At 64.3% G+C, this 22,872-nt stretch carries 3 protein-coding genes; all 3 read left to right on the top strand.

The features are described 5' to 3' along the window. The first annotated feature begins 521 nt into the window (after positions 1 to 521). Genes JOE34_RS22710 through JOE34_RS22700 form a run of 3 tightly spaced genes read left to right on the top strand, consistent with a single transcriptional unit; the run spans position 522 to position 22,872 of the window. On the top strand, positions 522 to 9,584 hold the full coding sequence (locus JOE34_RS22710) for a non-ribosomal peptide synthetase (RefSeq protein ID WP_209996698.1): 9,063 nt from the start codon (positions 522 to 524) through the stop codon (positions 9,582 to 9,584). Next, entirely contained in the window at positions 9,581 to 13,693 is a 4,113-nt protein-coding gene (locus JOE34_RS22705; RefSeq protein WP_209996695.1) for a non-ribosomal peptide synthetase, read from the top strand. Before JOE34_RS22710 ends, JOE34_RS22705 begins: the two co-directional genes overlap by 4 nt. Next, positions 13,690 to 22,872: a non-ribosomal peptide synthetase gene (locus tag JOE34_RS22700; RefSeq protein WP_209996693.1), complete on the top strand. Its 9,183-nt coding sequence runs from the start codon at positions 13,690 to 13,692 to the stop codon at positions 22,870 to 22,872. Before JOE34_RS22705 ends, JOE34_RS22700 begins: the two co-directional genes overlap by 4 nt.

The following is a 22,872-nucleotide window of genomic DNA, read 5'->3' as shown; positions in this document are numbered from 1 at the left end:
CGTGCCGTTTGACGGACACTTTCGCGGTTTGTAACTTTTTGTTTGCCTCATCGCCAAAAATCGTGGTTATTATCCCCGGCGCTCAGGGCCAAAAACCCGGCGCCAATGACTGTCATGGGTCCACAGACTCCGCAGTCACAGCCGATCGGGTCCACCCTGGCGCTGACACCCCGGCGCAGGCCGTTCCCCGTCGTTGACCCTCGAACCGAAGGTGAGGTTTCAATTGGCCACGCGGTATGCAAACGTCAGTTCCAAGGGTAGAGCGATCAGTCTCGTCAACGAGCCAGCCAACCCCCTTTCTGTATGCGATTCGCGCCGTGCCGCGTTCGCCTGTCATCCCTCAGCGATCCCCCCGCGCGCTTGCATGTCAGGTCATGGCATGAGCCCGAGAGCCCGCGCCGCACCCTCTCCCTGAATCTCGATGTTCATCCGGCATTGCTCATGCCGTGCCTGACGGGCTTGCTGCTCTGCGCTCCCGTCTGCTCATAAAAAAATAATCTGCTCACGGACGGTGATTCCTGATGGTCGACAAATCTTCCTCGCGCGGGACGGGCTTCGCTCATCCTGATACAGAGCAACCCTTTGACCAAACCCAGTGTGTGCATGGCCTTTTCGAAGCACAAGCGCAGCTTAATCCTGACGCTATCGCGGCACGCTTGGGGCTGGACACGCTTGACTATGCGACGCTCAATACCCAAGCCAACCGCCTGGCCCATTACCTGCGCAGCCTTGGTGTAGGGCCGGATGTGCGTGTCGGGATTTGCCTGGAGCGCTCGCTGGACATGCTGGTCGGCGTGCTCGCGGTACTCAAGGCCGGCGGTGCCTACGTGCCGCTGGACCCCACGTACCCGAAAGCCCGTCTGGCCCACATGCTGGCAGACAGCACGCCGCGCGTGCTGCTGAGCCACGCTCCGGCGCGCGCGGCGTTGCTGGCGGCGCTGGAGCAAGGTGAGGTCGCAACGCAAGTGCTTGATCTGGCCGATACCCGACTATGGGCAGCGCAGCCGACGCACAACCCTGACCCGCACGCGGTTGGTCTGACGTCCCGCCATCTGGCGTACGTGATCTACACCTCGGGCTCCACCGGGACGCCCAAGGGGGTCATGGTCGAGCACCGTGGGCTGATCGCGGTGAGCGCTGCCTGGGAGCGCTTGTACGCGCTGCACAAACCCCTCAATCACCTGCAAATGGCCGGGTTTTCCTTCGATGTGTTCAGCGCCGACCTGATCCGCGCGCTGGGTTTTGGCGGCACGCTCGTGCTCTGCCCGCGTGACACGCTGATGGACCCGCCTGCGCTGTATCGCCTGTTGAGCGAGGCGCGCATCGATTTCGCGGACTTCGTGCCTGCGGTGCTCAACCCTTTGCTGGTCTGGGCGCAGGAGGCAGGGCGCGACCTGTCGTTCCTGAGCACGGTGGTTTGTGGTTCGGACATCTGGACGGCCCACAGTGCGCGCCAACTGCGTGGGTTGTGTGGCGAGCATGTACAAATCGTCCAGGCCTACGGTGTTACCGAAGCGAGCATCGACAGCACCTGTTTCGAGTTCGAGCCCGACAGCCACGTCGATGCGGTGCTGCCCATCGGACGGGCGTTGGCCAACACGCGGATTTACCTGCTCGATGCCGCTGACGAGAGGGTTCCCCAGGGTGTGACCGGCGAACTGTACATCGGCGGCGCGGGGGTTGCGCGTGGCTACCTGAACTTGCCGGAATTGACCCGCGAGCGCTTCATCGACAGCCCGTTCGTGGCCGGTGAGCGGTTGTACCGTACTGGCGATCTGGCCCGCTATCGAGCTGACGGCCATCTGGAATTCCTCGGGCGCAACGACTCGCAGGCCAAGCTGCGCGGCCTGCGCCTTGAACTGGGTGAAATCGAGGCGCGTCTGGCCGAGGTTGCCGGTGTGCGTGACAACGTGGTGGTGCTGCGCGAGGACAACGCCGGCGTGCCCAGGCTGATTGCCTACTTTCGCGAACAGAGCGGCGCAGCGCTGACGCCCAAAGGCCTGCGCGAGCATCTGCAGCGCAGCCTGCCGGACTACATGATTCCTGCTGCATTCGTGCGCATGGACGCGCTGCCGCTGACCGCCAATGGCAAGCTGGACCGCATCACACTGCCCGAGCCGGGGGATGACGCGTTCGATCGGCATGTCTTCGAAGCCGCGCAAGGCGCGCTGGAAACGGCCCTCGCGGCCATCTGGGCGGAGGTGCTGGGCGTCGAGCGAGTCGGTCGCCAGGATCACTTTTTTGCACTCGGCGGCCACTCGCTGCTGGTGATGCGCGTGCTGGCCAAGGTTCGGCAGGCACTGCATCTTGAGGTGTCACCCTCAGCCCTGTTTACCGCCCCCGTGCTGCAGCAGTTCGCCGAACGACTGAGCACCGCGCAGCAGGGCAACGCTCGCCCACCGATCACGGCTGTAGAGCGTAGCGGGGCACACACATTGTCATCTGCCCAGCAGCGCCTGTGGTTTCTGGCGCAGATGGAAGGCGGCAATGCGGCCTACCACATGCCCTTGAATCTGCGCCTGCGCGGGCCGTTGCAAGTAGCCGCGCTGGAGCGCAGTTTCAATCAGCTGGTGGCCCGCCACGAGGCGCTGCGCACCACCTTCTTCGCGGTCGAGGGCGAGGGGCGGCAGCGTGTTGCTGCGAGAGCGATCATTCCGTTACCAGTCATCGATCTTCGCGACGAGCGAGATGCCCAGGCGCGTCTGCTGGCGTTGATCGACGCAGAGGGCAGCAAGCCGTTCGACCTGGCGGTGGGGCCGTTGATGCGCGTCAGCCTGGTCAGGCTGGCCGACGACGATCATGTGTTGCTGCTGACCCAGCACCACATCGTCTCGGATGGCTGGTCAATGGGCGTGCTGACCCGTGAACTGGGGCTGCTCTATGAGGCGGCTATTCAGCAACCGGCCGCGCACGGGCAGTCCCTGCCACTGCCGCCGCTGGCTGTTCAGTATGTGGATTACGCGGCCTGGCAACGCCAGTGGCTGTCCGGCGAGGTACTGGATGCGCAGCGGCGCTACTGGCGTGAAACCCTGAGCGGTGCACCGCTATTGCTGGAGTTGCCCACCGATCACAAACGTCCGGCCGCCCAGGATTACCGCGGCGGCTTCGTGCCGCTGGTCTTTGACCGTGCGCTGACAGCACGGCTCCGAGTGTTGGCTACGCAGCAGGGCACCACGTTGTTCATGAACCTGCTGGCGGCCTGGTCGCTGTTGCTGATGCGCCTGTCGGGGCAGGATGACGTGGTCATTGGTGTGCCCTCGGCGAACCGCAGCCAGCAGGAGCTGGAAGGGCTGATCGGGTTCTTCGTCAATACCCTGGCCCTGCGCATGACCCGCGCCGGCAGCCCGACGGTGGCCAGCTGGCTGCAACGGGCGCGCAGCGTTGCGCTTGCCGCTCAGGAACATCAGGACTTGCCGTTCGATCAAGTGGTGGAGTTGCTCAACCCGCCGCGCAGTCTGGCTTACAGCCCGGTGTTTCAGGTGCTGTTCGCCTGGGAGCAGCATCAGGATTCCGATCTGGAGTTGTCCGGGGTCGATGTCAGTGTGCTGCAAAGCGTCCAGCCAGTGGCCAAATTCGACCTGCAACTGGCACTCAGCGAACGCGACGAGCAAATCGTCGGCGGCCTGGAATACGCGTCGGGGCTGTTCGAGCCGGAGACCGTGGTGCAGATGGGCGAATACCTGCGCCGCATCCTCACGCAGATGGTCGAGGACAGCGAACAGCCGTTGGCGACGCTCGACCTGCTCAACGCCGAGCAGCACCGACGGATCGTCCACGACTGGAACCGCACCGAACGCGATACCTCGGCGCAGCCCGATTGTGTCAAACGCTTCGAAGCCGTGGCGCAGCGCACACCCGACGCCGAGGCGTTGCTGGCCGATGAGCGAGCGCTGACTTACGCCGAGCTCAATCAGTCTGCCAACCGGTTGGCGAATTACCTGATCGAGCAGGGCGTGAGGCCCGAGCAGCGCGTGGGACTGTGTCTGGAGCGCTCGTCGCAGATGGTCATCGGCCTGTTGGCCATTCTCAAGACCGGAGCCGCTTACGTGCCGTTCGATCCGGCATACCCGGCCGAGCGTCTGGCGTTCATGTTCGCGGATGCCGCACCGAGCCTGCTGCTGACCCAGACTGCACTGCGTGCCGGTCTGCCGCCGTTGCCGGACACGCTGCCGATCTGCTGCCTCGACGTGGAAGCGCAGCGCTGGTCTGGGTATTCCGAGGCCAACCCGCAAGTCCCCGTCAGCCCCGGCAACCTGGCTTACGTGCTCTACACCTCCGGTTCGACCGGGCGGCCCAAGGGCGTGGCGCACAGTCGTGCGGCGCTGGATAACCTGATCGCCTGGCAACTGGAACAGACGCCTGTTGCACAACGCGTGCTGCAATTCGCGTCGTTGAATTTCGACGTGTCGTTTCAGGAAATCTGCAGCACGCTGTGCCAGGGTGGCAGCCTGGTGCTGATGAGCGAAGCCGGCCGCAAAGATCTCGCCGCGCTGCGTCCGACGCTGGTGGCCGAAGATGTACGACGGGCGTTTCTGCCGTTTGCCGTGCTTCAGCAACTGGCCAGCCTCACTGAAGCCGAGGCGTCGGTGCCGATGCCTTTGCCAAAGGGCGGCTGCGAAATCATCACTGCTGGCGAGGCGTTGCTCGTCAATGACGAACTGCGTTCCTTTGTCTGCGGCCTTGGCGGTGCGCAACTGCACAACCAGTACGGCCCGACCGAAACCCACGTGGTCAGCCAGTTCAGCCTGAACTGTGACGCCGCCGGGCAGTGGCCGGACGCACCGCCGATTGGCCGGCCCATCGCCAATGCGCGTCTGTATGTGCTGGACGGCGACCTGAACCCGGTGCCGGTCGGCGTGGCGGGCGAGTTGTTTATCGCCGGGGCCTGCCTGGCCCGTGGTTATCTGAATCGTCCAGACTTGAGCGCCGAACGCTTCATGCCGGACCCGTTCAACTCGCAGCCCGGTGCGCGTATGTACCGCAGCGGTGACCTGGCGCGGTTCGCGGCTGACGGCAACGTTCACTACCTGGGACGCATCGACCAGCAGGTCAAGTTGCGCGGCTTTCGCGTCGAACTGGGCGAGATAGACAGCCTTCTGCACCAGCAACCCGGTGTGCGGGAAGCGGTGGTGCTGCTGCGCGAAGATGTGCCGGGCGACAAGCGTCTGGTGGCCTATGTGGTGGGGCCTGCAACTGCCGAAACATTGCGTGCCGAGCTACACCTGCACCTGCCGGAACACATGGTGCCGACGGCCTGGGTGGCGCTGGCGCAGTTGCCGCTGACCCGTAACGGCAAGCTCGACCGTCAGGCGCTGCCAGTGCCAGAGCGGCAGGCCGCCAGTGCCTATGTGGCACCGCGCGACGAGACCGAGCGGCAGATGGTGTGTATCTGGGCCGAGGTGCTCAAGTGCCAGCAGGTCGGCATTCACGACAACTTTTTCGAACTGGGCGGGCATTCGCTGCTGGCCACGCGAATGATCTACATGATCAACCAGCGCATGGGCGCGCAGCTGTCCCTGAGCAGCCTGTTCAAGACGCCGGTGCTGATGGACCTGGCCGAGCAGGTGCGGCTCGGGCGGAGTGACGGGCCTTCGCTCGACACACCCTTTGCCCCGATTGAAGCCGATCGCAGCGCACGTTACGCGCCGTTTCCGCTGACCGATATCCAGCAGGCGTATTGGTTTGGCCGCGAAGCGTCGGTCAGCCTCGGCGGGGTCAGTGCCCATGGCTATGAAGAGCTGCGCATCCCCGGCCTCGACGTGCCACGTTTCGAGCAGGCGCTGAACCGCATGATCCTGCGGCACGACATGCTGCGCGTGGTGTTCCTTGGCGATGGCACGCAGCAGGTCCTCGACAGCGTGCCGACCTACCACATGCCACGCAACGATCTGCGCGGCCTGTCTGCCGCCGCCGCGCAGCAGGCCCTGCAAGTCACCCGCGAACGTCAATCCCATCAGGTGCTGGACGCCAGTCGCTGGCCGTTGTTCGAGTTCAGTCTGTCGTTGCTCGATGAGGGCATCAGCCATCTGCACATCAGCCTTGACGCCCTGATCGTCGACGCCGCGAGTACGCAGATTCTGGCGCGCGAGCTGATGGCGTTTTATGCCGACCCGCAGTTGCAACTGCTCGAACCGGGGCTGACCTTTCGCGATTACGTGCTGGCCGAGCAGCGCTTGCGCAATGACAGCCGCTATTCACAGGCACTGGACTACTGGCGCGAGAAGGTTGCCACGCTGGCACCTGCGCCGGACCTGCCGTTGGTGTGCCAGCCGGAAAGTATCAGCCAGCCGCACTTTACCCGCCGCGACCGCGAGCTTTCAGCGCTGCAGTGGTCACGGCTCAAGGAACTCGCCAGGCAATTTGCCGTGACGCCATCGGTGATGCTGCTGACCGCGTTCAGCGAGGTGCTGGCGCTGTGGAGTCGGCAGCCGCGCTTCACGTTGAGTCTGCCGCTGTTCAATCGCATGCCGCTGCACCCGGATGTCGATGAGATCATCGGTGACTTCACCTCGCTGGTCTTGCTTGAAGTCAGTCTCGACGGGGCCGCGAGTTTCATCGACAAGGCGCGTGCCGTGCAGGCACGGTTGTGGCAAGACATCGACCATTCGGTGGTCAGCGGCGTGCGGGTGCTGCGTGAACTGTCCCAGGCCCGAGGCGTGCAGCAGACCGCCATGCCGATCGTGTTCAACAGCACCCTGTCGGAAGCTGCGCCGGAACTGGCCGAATTCAACCTTGCCGACGCATTGAATGCCGAGCATATGCACAGCATCACCCAAACCCCGCAGGTCTGGCTTGACCACACGTTGCTGGAGCTGGAAGGGCGCCTGCTGTTCAACTGGGACAGCATCGACGAGTTGTTTCCGCAAGGCCTGATCGAGCAGATGTTCGTCGCCTACAACGCGCTGCTGGATCGCCTGCTGGACGCCGATGCCTGGAACGCTGGCACGGTGGAGCTGATACCGCGGGCGCGCTTGCCGGTGCCCGATGCCAGCCCCGCCGACTCGGCGCTGATGCACGAGCTGTTCGATCGCCAGGCACTCGCTGCCCCGGATGCGCTGGCGGTCATCGGCACCCAGCGTCAGTTGAGTTATCGGCAGCTGCGAGCCGAAGCGCGGCAACTGGCGGCGCTGCTTCAGTGTCGCGGCGTGGTGCCTGATCAACTGGTCGCGGTGGTCATGGAACGTGGCTGGGAACAGGTCGTCGCGACGCTGGCGATCCAGTACGCCGGCGGGGCCTACCTGCCGCTCGACCCGGCACTGCCGACCGAGCGTCTGGAGCACATTCTGCAACGTGCCGAAGCCAGCCTGGCACTGACTCAGCCGGCACTGCTGCAACGTGTCGAGTGGCCCGCGCAGGTCCAGGTGATCAGCGTGAGCGACCCGATCATTGCCGACGATGGCCTTCCCGATCAGTCCGAATTGCATGCCGTGCATCTCACCCCGGACGATCTGGCCTATGTGATCTACACCTCGGGCTCGACCGGCCTGCCCAAGGGCGTGGTCATCGATCATCGCGGTGCGGTGAATACGCTGCTCGACATCAACCGGCGCTTTGCCGTCGGCGCTGCGGACCGGGTGCTGGCGGTTTCGTCGCTGAGTTTCGACCTGTCGGTCTATGACTTCTTCGGCACGCTGGCCGCTGGCGCAGCGGTGGTGCTGCTCGAACCGCAGCAAGCCCTCGACCCGGCGCACTGGCTGACGCTGATCGAGCGGCATCAGGTCAGCCTGTGGAATTCGGTGCCAGCCTTGTTCGGCATGTTGCTGGAGTATGTGCAAAGCGAGCGCAGCGCGTTGCCGTCGTGCCTGCGCGTGGCGATGCTGTCAGGCGACTGGATTCCCCTGACGCTGCCCGAGCGTGCCTGGGCGCTGCAGCCGGCGTTGCAACTGGTCAGCCTTGGCGGGGCGACCGAAGCGTCCATCTGGTCGATCCAGTATCCGCTGCAGCAGGTCGACCCCGCGTGGCGCAGTATTCCCTATGGCAAGGCGCTGGATCACCAGCGCTTCTATGTGCTGGATGACGCCTTGCAGGTTCGCCCGACATGGGTGGCTGGCCAGTTGTATATCGGCGGTATCGGCCTGGCCAAGGGCTATTGGCGTGATGAAGCCCTGAGTGCCGGCAGTTTCTTCGGTCACCCGCTGACTGGCGAACGTCTGTACCGGACCGGCGACCTGGGGCGCTGGCTGCCCGACGGCAATATCGAGTTTCTCGGGCGTGAAGACACCCAGGTCAAGGTCCAGGGGCACCGCATCGAGCTGGGCGAGATCGAAGCGGCGCTCAATCGCCATCCCGGCGTGCAGAGCGCCGTGGTGCGGGTGCTCGGCGAAGCGCTGGGCGAGAAGCGGCTTGCGGGCTACGTACTAAAGGCCGATTCCTCGTTACAGGCCAGTGATTTTACCCAGTACCTGGCAGACAAACTGCCGGCCTACATGGTGCCAACATCGTTTACCTTCGTGCAGGAATGGCCGCTGTCGGCCAACGGCAAGGTCGACAAGAAGCGCCTGCCGGAGCCAGCGCAGGTTCAGGATGCCGGTCCTGCGCTGGAAGTGGAGGGGCCACAGGAGCAACAACTGGTGATGATCGTGCAGGGCGTGCTCAAGCGCCCGTCGATCGCTGCCGACGCCAATTTGCTCAACCTGGGCGCCACCTCGATCGACATTGTCAGGATCAGCAATGCGCTGTCCGGCGAACTGCAGTTCCGTCCCAACGTTGCGCAATTGCTGGCGCAGCCGACGCTGCTCAATCTGCTCGGCATGTACCGCCGTAATCTGGCCGACGGCAGTGTGGTCGACAGCGTTCGGCAGCGCGCGGGTTCGCCTGAGCAGGTGATTGAGGATCCGCAGCAGCGGGCGCGCTTCAAGGCCGACCAGCGCGGTCGGCGGACTTTCACCCCAGAGGTTGCTGCGCTGAATCTTGCGCGTCCGGATGATCCGGCGTTCGCGCGACGCTTCAGCGATTACCGCTCGGTACGCCAATTCGCTGAGGGGCCCGTTCTGACCGAAGCGTTTGCCGGGTTACTGGCCAGCCTGGCGCAGGGGCAACTGCACGGCGAGGTCAAATACCAGTTCCCGTCCGCAGGCGGTCTGTACCCGATCCAGTGCTACTTGTATGTCAAACCGCAGAGGGTCACCGGCGTTGCTGCCGGCGCCTATTACTACGACCCGGTTGAGCACCGCCTGCTGATGCTCGACAGCGAGCCGCTCGATCCGGACACCTACGATTATTTCGTTAACCGCCCGGTGTATGAAAACGCCGCGTTCTCGCTGTTCTTCATCGCCGACATGGCCGCGATACGGCCGCTGTATGGCGAGCGCAGTCGTGACTTCTGTCATATCGAAGCCGGTGGCATGGCGCAATTGCTGACCATGACGGCGGTGGAGCAGGGCCTTGGCCTGTGTGGCATGGGCTCGCTCGAAGAGCAGCAATTGTCGGCCCTATTCGACCTGGGACCGAATCATCAGTTGATCTACTCGATGGTGGGCGGCCTGCGCACTGCCGACGAACAACGCCGCGCGCAGGTCGAGGCGTTCGCTTCTGCCGCCGATCAAACGGACGATGCCAGCGACATGGAGGAGATAGAGATATGAATGCCTATCAATTGCTGGAGTTGTTCGGTCGCCACGCCGTGGTGCTTGAAGTGGACGGCGACAAACTGCGCTGCAAGGCGCCGCGCGGGTTTCTGAATGACGAGATGTTGCAGGCGCTCAAGCAGCACAAGGCAGAACTGATTGCCTTGCTGAGCGGCACCGACCCCGCCGCGATCCCTCGGCGTGCTGCCGGGCAAACGGCTGTTCCGCTGTCGTTTTCACAACGCCAGCTGTGGTTTCTCGATCAGATGGAACCGGGCAATGCGTTCTATAACGTGCCCACTGCGGTGCTGCTGAAAGGCGTGCTGGATGTGTCGGCGCTGGAGCGGGCGCTGAACGAATTGATCATGCGCCATGAAATATTGCGCACCACGTTTGCCAGCGTGGACGGCGAGCCACGGCAGCTCGTGCACCCGGCGATGCCGCTGGTGATGCCAAGTGTCGACCTGCGTGACTTGTCGCCGACGGCGCGCGATGCGCACGTCAGCATGGCGGTGGAGCAGGAGGCCAAAGCGCCATTTGACCTGGCCAGCGGCCCGTTGCTGCGGGCCTCGCTGCTGCGCCTGGCCGATGAGGAATACCTCTGGCTGTACAGCGTGCACCACATCATCGCCGATGGCTGGTCGATGGGCGTGATCCTTCAGGAAGTGACTACCGTGTATGGCGATTTTCTGCGCGGTCAGGCGTCCAGTCTGGCGCCGCTGGCGGTGCAGTACGCCGATTACGCCTGCTGGCAGCAACAGCGGCTGAGCGACGAGGCGCTGGCCGGGCAACTGGACTTCTGGCAGCGCACGCTGGCCGACGCGCCACCGCTGCTCGACATGCCTGCCGACCGGCCGCGTCCGACCGTGCAGCGCTACGTCGGGGCTACTTTCAGCTCGACGGTCGACGGCACCACCTTGCGTGCGCTCAATGCGCTGGCCAGACAGACCCAAGGCACGCTGTTCAACGTGCTGATCGGCGCGCTGTCGGTCCTGCTCTGGCGCCACAGCGGTCAGCGGGACCTGTGCATCGGTACGCCATTCGCCAACCGTAGCCGTCCAGAAATCGAGCCGCTGATCGGCCATTTCGTCAACACTCAAGTGATTCGCCAGCGTCTCGATCCGCAGCAGACCTTTGCCGAGCTGTTGCGCGAAGTGCGCGCCACTCTGCTGGATGTCCATGCGCATCAGGACGTGCCTTTCGACCGCGTGGTGGAGGCCGTCAACCCGCAACGCGATACCGCGTATTCGCCTCTGTTTCAGGTCATGATGGTGTTGCAGAACACCCCAGGCAACGCCGCACAGATGCCGGGCCTGAGCATGACCCCATACGGCACCGGGAGCGCCACGGCCAAGTTCGACCTGGCGTTCGAATGGGTCGAGCGCGACGGTGTGCTGAGCCTGCTGGTGGAATACAACACCGACCTGTTCGACCAGACCAGCATCGAGCGTCTGAGCGGGCATTATCGTCAGCTGCTGGAACAGGTGGCGCTGAACCCCAAGCAGCCTGTCGGCGCACTGACGCTGATCAGCGATGCCGAACGCGAACAGATACTGCATGCGTGGAACAGCCCGGCACCGCTGGCCCAGCCCGTCGATTGCGTGCATCGTCTGATCGAAGCTCAGGTCACGCGTCGGCAGGCCGAGTGTGCGGTCATCTTCGAAGGTCGATCGCTGAGCTACAGCCAGCTCAACAGTCAGGCGAACCGCCTGGCGCATCACTTGCTCACCCTCGGCGTCGGCCCGGATGTGCGCGTGGCGGTGTGTATCGAACGTTCGCTGGAACTGCCGGTGGCCGTGCTGGCGGTGCTCAAGGCCGGGGGCGCCTATGTGCCACTGGACCCGGATTATCCATCGGGTCGCCTGCGGCATATTCTCGATGACACGTCCCCGGTGGTGCTGCTGGCCCAAGGGCCGACGCGCAAGATCCTGCGCGAGGCCCTGCAAGGCGCGGACTGTGAAGTGCCGATCCTCGACGTGCAGGCCGATGCCGTGCTTTGGGCCGAGTGCCCGTCGGACAATCCGCAGCCGCAGCGTGTCGGTGTGAACGCCGACCATCTGGCGTATGTGCTGTACACCTCCGGCACCACCGGGCTGCCCAAGGGGGCGATGGTCACGCATCGCGGGCTGAGCAACCTGCTGCTGTGGTGTCAGCAATTCTGCGGCGAACACGGGAGCATGCTGCACAAGATTCCATTCGGTTTCGATGCCTCGGCCTGGGAGATTTTCTGGCCGCTGCTCACCGGGGGCAGGCTGGTCATCGCCCGTCCCGGCGGGCATTTCGAACCCGGCTACCTGGCGCAGGTGGTGCGCGAACAAAGCGTCACCGCGATGGTGTTCGTGCCGGCCATGTTGCAACTGTTTCTGGAGGTCGAAGAGGTCAGCGCCTGTCTCTCCCTGAAGGATGTGTTCAGTGGCGGTGGGGAGCTGTCGCCCGCAGTCGCCAGGCTGTTTCAGGAGCGTCTGCCGCATGCCCGCCTGCACAACGTCTATGGTCCGACCGAAACCACAGTGATCAGCAGTGTCTGGACGCTGGAGCCTGGTGCTGACGTTCCGCCACGCCAATTGCCCATCGGCCGACCCATTGCCAACACCCGTTTTTACGTGCTCGACGAGCGTGATGCGCCGGTGCCGGCCGGGGTCACCGGTCAGTTGCACATTGGTGGTGTCGGCGTTGCACGGGGTTATCTGGGGCAGGACGAGCTCACCGCCGAACGGTTTATCGACAACCCCTTCGTTGCCGGTGACCGGCTGTACCGCAGCGGCGATCTGGCGCGTTATCGGCCGGACGGTCAGTTGGAGTTTCTCGGTCGCAACGACTTTCAGGTCAAGCTGCGCGGCATTCGCCTGGAACTGAGTGAAATCGAAGCGCGTCTGGACCTGTTCCCCGGTATTCGTACCAGTGTGGCATTGATCGTCGGTGATACGGCGCAGAACCAGCGCCTTGTGGCGTGCTGCGTTACCGACAGCACGGTGGACGAATCCGCACTGCGTGCGCACCTGTCAACGACTCTGTCCAGCGCCGTCATGCCCAGCGCGTTTCTGTGGCTGGACGCCTTACCGTTGACGGTCAATGGCAAAGTCGACCGTGCCGCCCTTGCGGCACTGGCCGATCAGGATCTGGCCGACCGGCAGGTCAATCTCGGCAGCCCCCGTGACCATATCGAGCTGACCCTGTATCAGATCTGGAAAGACCTGCTGCTAGTGCCGCAGATCGGCATTCGCGACAACTTCTTCAACGTCGGCGGGACATCGATTGCGGCGATCAAGATGGCCTACGAAATTGGCCGGGCGTTCAGCGTCGAGGTGCCTGTGCGCGTGATCCTCGGCCACCCGACCATCGAGGCGTTGGGCGGCTGGCTGCGTAGCGGGGCCAGCCTGGCCGCGGCACAGGACAACCTGATCGAATTCCGGCGCGGTGCCGGGCAACGCAACGTGGTGTGCATTCACCCGGCGGGGGGCACAGCGTTCTGCTATCTGTCGCTGGCCAAGGAACTGCCGGAAAGCATCGGTGTGTACGGTGTGCAATCGCCAGGGTTGAACCCCGGAGAGAGCACCGAGCCGAGCGTCGAAGCGATGGCCGACGCCTATTTGCGGCGGATCGCGGCGTTGACCTCACAACCGCTGGTGCTCACCGGGCTGTCGTTCGGTGGCCTGGTGGCGTACGAAATGGCCCGCCGCCTGACGGCTGCCGGCCATCGTCAGGTGACGGTGGTGCTGCTCGACACCCAAGGCTCGGATGATCCGGGGTTTCGGCAACAGATCGGGACCGTGGACATGGCGGAGTTTCGCGACAAGCTGGTGCGCTTCAACGGCATGTACCCCGGCATCGAAGACGCGCAGGTCGAGCGATATTTCCACCTCTACAACCACAACCGCCTGGCCATGGCCGCATACGAGTGCGCGCCGCAAGCCGGGCGCATCGTGCTGATTCAGGCTCGCGAAGGCTTTACCCGCCCGCAGTTGCATGAGCTGCGCAGCTTCTGGCGTCGTCGCGCGGGCAATGGTTACAAGGCCCGGCTGGTACATGGCGGGCACTGGGGCATGCTGGAAAGCGCTGAGGTGCATCGGGTCTCGCAGACGCTCAGGCAAGAGCTGCAACGTTTCGACACGCAGGAGGCGCAATGATGAACCGGCACGCGGAAAATAACGCCCGCAACCCCCAGACCCTGCTGTCGCGTTTCGCCGAGCAGGTACGCCGTGATCCGCAGGCGCTGGCCGTGATCGACCGACAGGTACGGCTGACCTACGCGCAACTGGCCAGCGCCAGTGAACGAATCGCCAAAGGGCTGCTGGCACAAGGCACCGGCCCTGCGGATCCGATTGCCCTGTGCATGCCGCGCTGCTGGCAATGGGTCGCCACGATACTGGCCGTGCTGAAAGTCGGGGCTGTGGTGGTGCCGCTGGATCGGGCCAGTCCGGCCCGGCGTCGACAGCTGATGCTCGACGACGGAGGTTGCGTCGGGCTGGTGACCCTCGGCGAAGACGCGGACAGCCTGGCAGCGCCACAACGTGGCTGGTACGTCAGCGTCGAAGCCCTGCTGGAATTCCCTGATCAACCGGCACTGCCGCTGCCCGAGGACTTCGCCGCGTCGAGCTTCCTGTTCTACACCTCGGGCACCACCGGTACCCCGAAGGCCGTGGACGTAGGGGAGCGCGGCCTGTTGCGTCTGGCCCGGACCGACAGTTGCCTCGACACTCGCGCAGGCGAGCGCGTGGCCTGCCTGTCCAACCCGGCGTTCGACGCCTGTAATTTCGAACTGTGGGCGCCGCTGCTCAACGGCGGTTGCTGCGTCATCATTGCCGACGCAGACCTGCAGGACGCACAGCAACTGGCCAGAGTGCTGGAAACGCAGCAGGTCGATAGCCTGTTCATGACCGTTTCGCTGTTCAACACCTTGAGCGCAGATAACCCCGCCTGTTTCGCCAGCCTGCGCCAAGTGCTGATCGGCGGTGAGCAGGTCAGCGCCGCGGCGGTGCGTGCCTGGTATCAGGCCAATCCCGACAGCCGTTGCCGGATTTTCAACGCCTACGGACCCACCGAATGCACCACCTTCGCCGTGTGCTATCCGATCCCCCGCGACTTTGCCGGGGACGCGGTGCCGATCGGTCGGCCATTGCCTGACACCGGCGTGCAGGTGCTTGATGCGCAACAACGCCCGGTTGCCAGTGGCGAGGCGGGTGAGCTTTACCTGAGCGGCAGCGGGGTCGCACGCGGTTACCGCAACCGTCCGACCGAGACTCAACAGCGTTTCCTGCGCCTGCCGACAATCGATGCCGGGGACGTGCTGCATTACCGAACCGGCGATCAGGTGCGGGTCAATGCCGACGGGCTGATCGAGTACCTGGGGCGGATTGATCGTCAGGTGAAGGTCCGCGGTTTTCGCATCGAGCCGGGCGAGGTCGAGCAGCGTATTCTGGAGCACCCGCAGGTGGCGCAGGTGCACGTCTGTACGCGCCGGCAGGCGGCTGAAGACCACCAGTTGCTGGCCTTCATCGTGCCGCGCGAGGCGCTGGACTATCGCGATTTCGACCAGCACCTGCGTGACAACCTGGCGGTATGGATGCGCCCGCATCAGCTGTTTGTGCTGCAGCGCCTGCCGTTGACCGCCAATGGCAAGATCGATCAGTGTGCGCTGCTGGAGCAGCCCTTGAAGCCGTGGCGACCGCAGGCGGGTTCGCGGGCAGACGAGCAACACTCGCCCACGCTTGACTGGCTGCTGACTCAGGCCCGCAGGTTGTTGGCGCAACCTGAGCTGAACGGCGAGGATGACTGGCTGGGCAGCGGCGGCGACTCGCTCAAGGCCATGCGTCTGCGTTCGGCAATCCGCACCCACTGGCGGCGGGAAATCACCTTGGGTGCGGTGCTGAGCGAATCGTTTTCGGCACTGGCCAAGCGCCTTGGTGATGAGCAGGGGGCGGCGTCTGCCTATCCGCCCGCGCCGCCCGTCAACCATTCAGGGCGTGCGCCGGCGACTGCCGAGCAGAGTCGCCTGTGGCTGATGCAGCAGCGCACTCCGCAGGCGACCGCCTACAACGTGCCAATCATCCTGCACCTGGCGGCGGATGTTCAACTCCCCGCACTGGCCGACGCCGTGCAGCGCCTGCTGACTCGGCACAGCGGGCTGCGCACGGCGTTCGTCTCCGCTGCCGACGGGCTGCATCAAGAGGTTCACCAACGGGACGCGGTGTGCCAGACCTTTGCTAAAGGGGCGTTCAGTGAACAGACCTGGCGCAGCTTTGCAGCCCTGGTCTTCGACACACCTTTCGATCTGGCGACGTCGGCGCTGTGCAAGGCCTGGCTGTTGCCGTTTGCCGATGGCAGCTGCCGCTTGCTGCTGAACCTGCATCACGTGGCCATTGATGGCTGGTCGATGAACCTGTTGTTCGATGACCTGGTGCAGCTGTACGACGATGCGCTGCAGGGGCTGCCGAGTGCCGAGCCTTCGCCGGGTCTGGGCACGCTGGAGTTTGCCCTGTGGCAACGGCAATGGCGTGTCGACCCGCGTTACCGCGATCAGCGTCGCGCCCTGGCCGGGTTGCACCGTCAGCACCCGGCGTCTTCGCCCGCGCTGCTGCCGGTTCGCGAGCCTGGCCCGCAGGCACTGCTTTATCGTCAGCCGCTGGGAGCCACGCGCAGCGCTGCACTGGATCGTTTTTGCAGCCGACAGCGCGTCACTCGTTATGAGGTGCTGTTCAGCGTTTATGCCTGGAGCATTTACGCCCTGACCGGCTGTGAACGGCCACGCATCGCCAGCCCGGTATCCAACCGTCCGCTGAGCGAATTCGAAGACGCAATCGGTATGTTCGCCAATACCGTGCTGATCCCCACGGCGTTCGACGGCGACAAGGCGCTCGACCAGCAACTGCATCAGCAGACCGCCACGGTGCGTGAGGTGCTGGCCTTGCAGGACGTCGCGCTGGCGGACCTGGTGGAAGACCTGCGGCTGTCGTCGAGCAGTGCACTGTTCGATTTCATGTTCGTGCTGGAAAACACCGACTACGCCAGGCTGGCCCATACCGGCCTGCGGGCCACGCTGGAATTCAACGAGACGGTGCAGGCCAAATGTCCGCTGACCTTGCTGGTGGTCGATGCCGGGTTACAGCTGGAATGCTGGTGGGAGTACCAGTGCAGTTATTTCGATGCGGGCCAAATGGTCGCCGTCAATCAGCTCTTGCAGCAGGGGCTTGATCTGCTGTTGGAGAAACCGTCGGCGACCCTTGATGCGCTGCTCACGCCTTACCGCTTCAACCTGCCGCCCGCCAGTCAGGGCGACAGCGCTGAGCCACCGTTCAACACCGTGGCCGACTGGTTCGCCTACCAGGTGAGTTGCACACCGGATGCTCCGGCACTGGTCGACAATCAGCAGTGCATCAGCTACGCCGAACTGGATGCACTGGCCGATACGCTGGCGGCCACCCTGATCGAGCAGTGCCCGCTGCCGGAGGATAACGATGCGCCGCTGCAAGTGGTCCTGTACCTCCAAGCGTCGGTCGAGCACATCGTGGCCTTACTGGCGCTGGCCAGGCTCAACCTGACGGCGGTACCCGTCGATCCTGGCTATCCGCTGGCGGTGCAGCGTCAGGTCATGCAGCAGGCACAACCCGGCTGCGTGCTGTACAGCGCGACCACTGAGGTGGCACTGGAACAGTTGAACGCAGACCGACGGGTCTGTCATCGGGTCGACCTGAGCGCTGCGGCACGGCCGTTCGAGCGTCGCCGTCATGCGGGTCAACGACCGTTGTACACGCTGTTCACGTCCGGTTCGACGGGGACACCAAAAGGGGTTCAGGTGCCGGACCGAACCCTTTGCAATCTGTTGCACTGGCAGCGCAACGAGGGGCAGTTACCCGCGAAGTCAGTGACCCTGCAATTCTCCATGCTGTCGTTTGATGTGTCGTTTCAGGAGATTTTCAGCACCCTCTGCGGCGGGGGGTGTTACCACCTGATCAACCCGCGTTGGCGGCAGGATGCCCAGGCATTGCTGAGCTATCTGGTGCAGACGCGTATCGAGCGGCTGTTCCTGCCCTGCGTGGCCTTGCAGCATCTGGCGCAGACCGCTGTCAGCCAGGGCGTGTATCCGCAGGCGTTGCGCGAAGTGATCACGGCGGGCGAGCAACTGCTGTGCACCGAGGCTTTGCGCAACTGGTTCGGCGGCATGCCGCAGGCACGGCTGTTCAATCATTACGGCCCGACCGAAACCCACGTGGTCAGCGCCTGGCGTTTGCCTGCGGCGGTTCAGGACTGGTCGCTGCGCGCGCCGATCGGGCGGGCAGTGAGTAATGCACGCCTGCTGCTGGTGGACGAATACGACCGGCCGGTGCCGCGTGGCAGCCAGGGCTATCTGCTGGTGGCAGGGCCGATGATTTCGCGCTGCTACCTCGCTGACCCGGCGCTGAATGCCGCGCGCTTTGTCGAGTTGCCGCAGCCAGAGGGCATGACCCTGTTCTATCGCACCGGCGACCTTGCGCGTGCTGATGCAAACGCCTGTCTGCACTACCTGGGCCGGGACGATCAGCAGATCAAAATCAGTGGTCAGCGTATAGAACTGGGGCAGATCGAGGCCGCGCTGTTGCAGGTCGCTCAGGTGAGCAACGCGGTGGTAGCCATGCAGGCTGAGCCGCCCCGTCTGGTGGCCTGGTTGCGCAGCGAAGGCACGCTGCCCGATGCACTGCAGCTTGATCGACAGATCAGCCTGCACCTGCCGGCGCATGTGCGTATCGACGAGTACCGGCGGGTCGACGCTTGGCCGCGCACGCCGAGCGGCAAGATCGATCGCAGGGCACTGGGGGATCTCGGCGAGGTATTGCAACGGCAACGCACCGGGCTGCCTGCGGCACCGTTGAGCGCACTTGAACAACAACTGAGCGAGTTGTTCGTGGCGGTCATCGGTCGCGACATCGAGCCTGATCAGACTTTCTTCGAAGCCGGCGCCACCAGCCTCGGCCTGATGCGCCTGCATGCCCGTTACAACGAGGTGCTGCCGCAGCCAGTAGCAATGGCCGCGTTGTTCGAGCATGTCAGCGTGCGCCGCCTGGCACAGCATCTATCCATACCGGCAGGGCAACTGTCCGGTGCAGGGAAGGGCAGTGAGCGGGGTGCTAAGGCTGGCGAACAACCCATGGCGATCATCGGCATGTCGGTGAATGTGGCCGGGGCGAGCAACCTTGCCGAGTTCTGGGCGATGGTTCAAGGAAATGGCTTGGGCATCGAGCGGTTCGACGCTGCCGAGGGGCTGGTCGGTGCGCGCAGTCAACTGACCGGCCTGTTGGATTTCGATCCCGACTATTTCGGCATCAGTCTGCAGGAAGCGCGGCTGATGGACCCGCAACAGCGGCACCTGCTGATGGGCTGCGTGCAGGCGCTGCAACATGCCGGGCTGACACCCAAAGCCGACGGGCCGCGCATCGGTCTGATCGCCAGTTGCGGCGAAACCACGTATTTCCAGCAAATGCTGCGCGAAACTGCCGAGGGCGATCTGCCCGACGGTTTTCAGATGGCGCTGCACCACGACAAGGACTTTCTGGCCACCAAGGCGGCTTACCACCTCGACCTCGGCGGGCCGGCACTCAGCGTTCAGGCGGCGTGCGGCAGTTCGCTGATTGCCGTGCACCTGGCGGCGGCGATGCTGCGTCAGGGCGACAGTGACGTGATGCTGGCCGCCGGGGTGCTGATCGACCCGACCCTGACCGATGGCTATCGTTATCGCCCGCAGCACATTTTTTCCCGCGACGGTTTGTGCCGTCCGTTCAGTGACGACGCCAGCGGCACCATTGGTGCCAGCGGTTACGGGGTGGTGGTACTCAAACCGCTGGACCGTGCTCAGGCCGACGGCGACCGGATCTACGCGCTGGTCGAAGCCTCTGCGCTGAACAACGATGGCCGCGCCAAGATGAGTTACACCGCGCCGTCTGTGGCGGGGCAGAGCGCAGTGATCAGCGAGGCGCTGCGCAAGGCCGGGATCAATGGCGCCGACATGGGCTACATCGAGGCTCACGGCACCGGCACGCTGTTGGGCGACCCTATTGAAGTGGCGGCATTGACCAAAGCGTTCGGCGCGGCACCAGCCGCCGGTTGCGCGCTGGCCTCAGTGAAAAGTCAGGTGGGTCATCTGGGCGCGGCTGCCGGCGTGGTCGGGCTGATTCGCGCGACGCTTGCCGTGTTTCACGGGGTGATCCCACCCAACCTGGGGTTTACCCGGATCAATCCGCAAATCGATCTGCAGCACTCGCCGTTCTACATACCCACCACCTCCGGGCCCTGGCCCGAGGGGCGTCGGCGTCTGGCCGGGGTCAGCAGTTTCGGCATCGGTGGCACCAACGCGCATGTAATTGTCGGCGCCGCGCCGCAGCAGACAGCGCGCGTCGAGGATAGCCCGGCGTGCCTGCTGCTGTCGGCGCACAGCCGCACTGCCCTGGAGCGGGACATGCTGGCGATTGAAGCCTGGCTCAACGCCTTTCCCGAGCAGCAGGCTGCGCTGCTGCATTACCTGCAACACGGTCGACGCGCGTTGCCCTGGCGCTTTGCGATGATCTGCGAGCCCGGTCAGACGCCGCGCCTGCAAGCCTCGTCGATCAAGCAGGTGACGCTTTCGGACGTGCGAGTGAACGCCTGCGAGCATTCGCCCCAGGCCCTGCTGGATGCCTGGTATGCGGGGGCCAGCATCGAAGGGTCGACCGGTTCGACGCCGCCCCCCTGGGACTTGCCTCCGTCGGCATTCGATCTGCATACCTTCCGCTTCAAACCCGCCGCACGTGCCGAACTGCAGCCGTCGTCAGCCGTGGAGCGCCAGCTGCTGGCGGACTGGTTTTATCAGCGTCAGTGGCAGCGGGTAAACCGTCTGCGTACACAACCGACTGGTGAGGGTCGTGACGTGCTGGTGGTGTGTAGCCATGAGCGTCTGGATGCCACCACGCTTGGCAGTCTGCAGGGTGTCTATCGGCACGTCATCGAGGTGCAGGCCGGCAATGGCTACCAGCAGCTTGGCCCGAATCGTTATGAACTCGACCCGCTGGACCCAGTGGCGTTTGGCCGATTGATCGCTACGCTCGATCAGAATAGGCAGACGGCAAGCGAACTGGACTGGCTGCATGCCTTGCCGCTGTCGGTGGGCGGAGCGGTTGACGAGCAAAGCCTGGCGGCCGCGCAATGGGCTTGTCTGGATACGCTCAGCGCGTTGTTGCAGGCCTGGGGGCAGAACGCACAGAAGAGCGTTCTGCGGCTCTGGCTGTTGTCCTGGCAAGCGTGCCCGGTGAACGGCCAGGTCATGCGCCCTGAACTGGCGGCGCTGGCCGGCATCACCGAAGTGGCGCCGCAGGAGTACCCGATACGCTGTCATTGGCTGGACCTGCCCACGGCGCTGTTGAGCGTTCAGGCTCGGCACCTTGCGGCGCTGCTGGCCGAACCGGCGTCGCTGCCGCGGCGCATGGCCATTCGTGATGGTTATCTGTGGCAGCCTCAGCTGTTGGCCAGTCCGCTGGCGAATCCGATGGCTGATTCGAATCTGCTGCTGGCGAACGGCACGTTTCTGGTGCTCGGCGGTACAGGCGGTATCGGGCGTACCTTGTGTGAACACCTGCTGCAATCCAGTCAGCGGCGGGTCGTGCTGCTGTCGCGAGGTGGCGAGTGTCCGAAAGAACTGCACGCCTATGCTTCGCGCATCGATAGCATCGCTGCGGATATCGCCGACCTGGCGCGCTGGCCCACGGTGCTTGAACACTTACGTGAGCGTTATGGGCACTTTGACGGCGTGATTCACGCCGCCGGCACCGGAGCGGGCAGTCTGATCCGTCAGCGCGATGCTCAGGTGCTGTCTGAGGCAATGGCCAGCAAGACGCGTGGCATGCTGGCGGTCGAAGCGTTGATCGAGCAGATGACTCCGGGGTTCGTCCTGTATTGCTCTTCGATGTCGGCACTGTTCGGTGGCGCCGGGCACCTGGACTACGCCGCCGCCAGTGCCGTGCTTGACGGTTTTACCCACTACCGCCCGCATGCCGAAAAGGGCTGTGTGCGTCTGGGCATCAACTGGGACATCTGGCGCGATGTCGGCATGGCCGCTGCCAGTGGCGTCGGGGATGATGCGCACCAACGGCACCTGGCGGTCGGCATGTCGGCGCAGGAGGGTTGCCGGGTATTCGATGCAGCCATGACGGCTCAACTGCCGCAGTTGCTGATCTCGACCACCGATCCAGCGACGGCGCGACAGTTTTACCCGGTTCGCCACAGCGCGGGCTCGACGCTGGCCGATACTGCGCCAGCGCTGACGGCAGACACTGAAGCGCCGGACCGTCTGCCCGAGCATCTGCATGACTGCCTGTGCAAATGGCTCGGTGTGAGTGCGCTGCAGCCGGATGCCTCGCTCTATGAGCTGGGCGCCGATTCCCTGACCCTGCTGGACCTGATCGACGAACTGCAGGCCGCGACCGGCGTGGTCTTCCAGTTGTCGCAGTTCAGCCACAAGGTCAGCCTGGCCGAGGTGTTGACGTTGGTGCAGGCGTCAGGGGCCGTAACGGCTGCGGACGAAAACCAGTGGGCCGATGCGGTGCGGATCGATCAGTGGCATGCGGGCGCGGGCCGCGAGCGCCTGTATCTGATTCACCCTGTGGGTGGCGACGTGCAGGCGTACCGCGAGCTGGCCTCGGCGCTGCACCCTGATCTGGGCGTGTGGGTTATCGCCGATCCGGCCTTGCGCCTGCCCGAACTGCCGAACATCAGCGTGGATGAGCGCGCGCAGCTGTATCTCAAAGCGTTGCAGGCCCATCACCCCGACGGCACGGCATGGCGGCTGGCCGGCTGGTCGTTCGGCGCGTGGGTGACGCAAGCGATGTGCAGCCTGCTGACGGAGGATTGCGAGCAGCCATTGTTGTACCTGATCGATCCCCCCGCGCCGGATGCGGGTAACGAGCTGGCGCAGATTGGCGAAGCGCAGATTCAGCAAGTTTTCCAGCGCGAGTTTTCTGCACGGCGCGGCGTCAACACGGCCACCAGCACGGCCAGCGAAGATGCATCGAGTTACCTGCAAAGCCTGATTGTCTGCTGCCAGAACAATATGGCGAGCATGGCCGGCCATCAGCCCGAAGCGCTGTTGCGCACTCCAGTGCGGCTGTTCATCGCCACGCAGCCCAATCCTTATGGCATGGGCAGCGCCTGGCAGATCGCCGATCTACAGCGGGCCTGGCAAGGACTGTTGCCGCACATGTCGAGCTGGGAAGCACTGGACACCGATCACTACGGTATTGTCGCAGCGCCCTGGGCGCAGGTGATTGCCGAGATGATCAATGCCGACCTGTCGTCGATAAAGGGCTGA

It is taken from the genome of Pseudomonas sp. PvP028 (genome assembly GCF_017832255.1).
Taxonomy (GTDB): domain Bacteria; phylum Pseudomonadota; class Gammaproteobacteria; order Pseudomonadales; family Pseudomonadaceae; genus Aquipseudomonas; species Aquipseudomonas syringae.
Note: the sequence above shows the minus strand (reverse complement) of the source record. Positions and strands in the feature narration are given on the sequence as shown.

Coding starts and splice junctions, on each gene's coding strand:
- JOE34_RS22700 (WP_209996693.1), top strand. CDS start 13,690: ATGATGAACCGGCACGCGGAAAATAACGCCCGCAACCCCCAGACCCTG.
- JOE34_RS22705 (WP_209996695.1), top strand. CDS start 9,581: ATGAATGCCTATCAATTGCTGGAGTTGTTCGGTCGCCACGCCGTGGTG.
- JOE34_RS22710 (WP_209996698.1), top strand. CDS start 522: ATGGTCGACAAATCTTCCTCGCGCGGGACGGGCTTCGCTCATCCTGAT.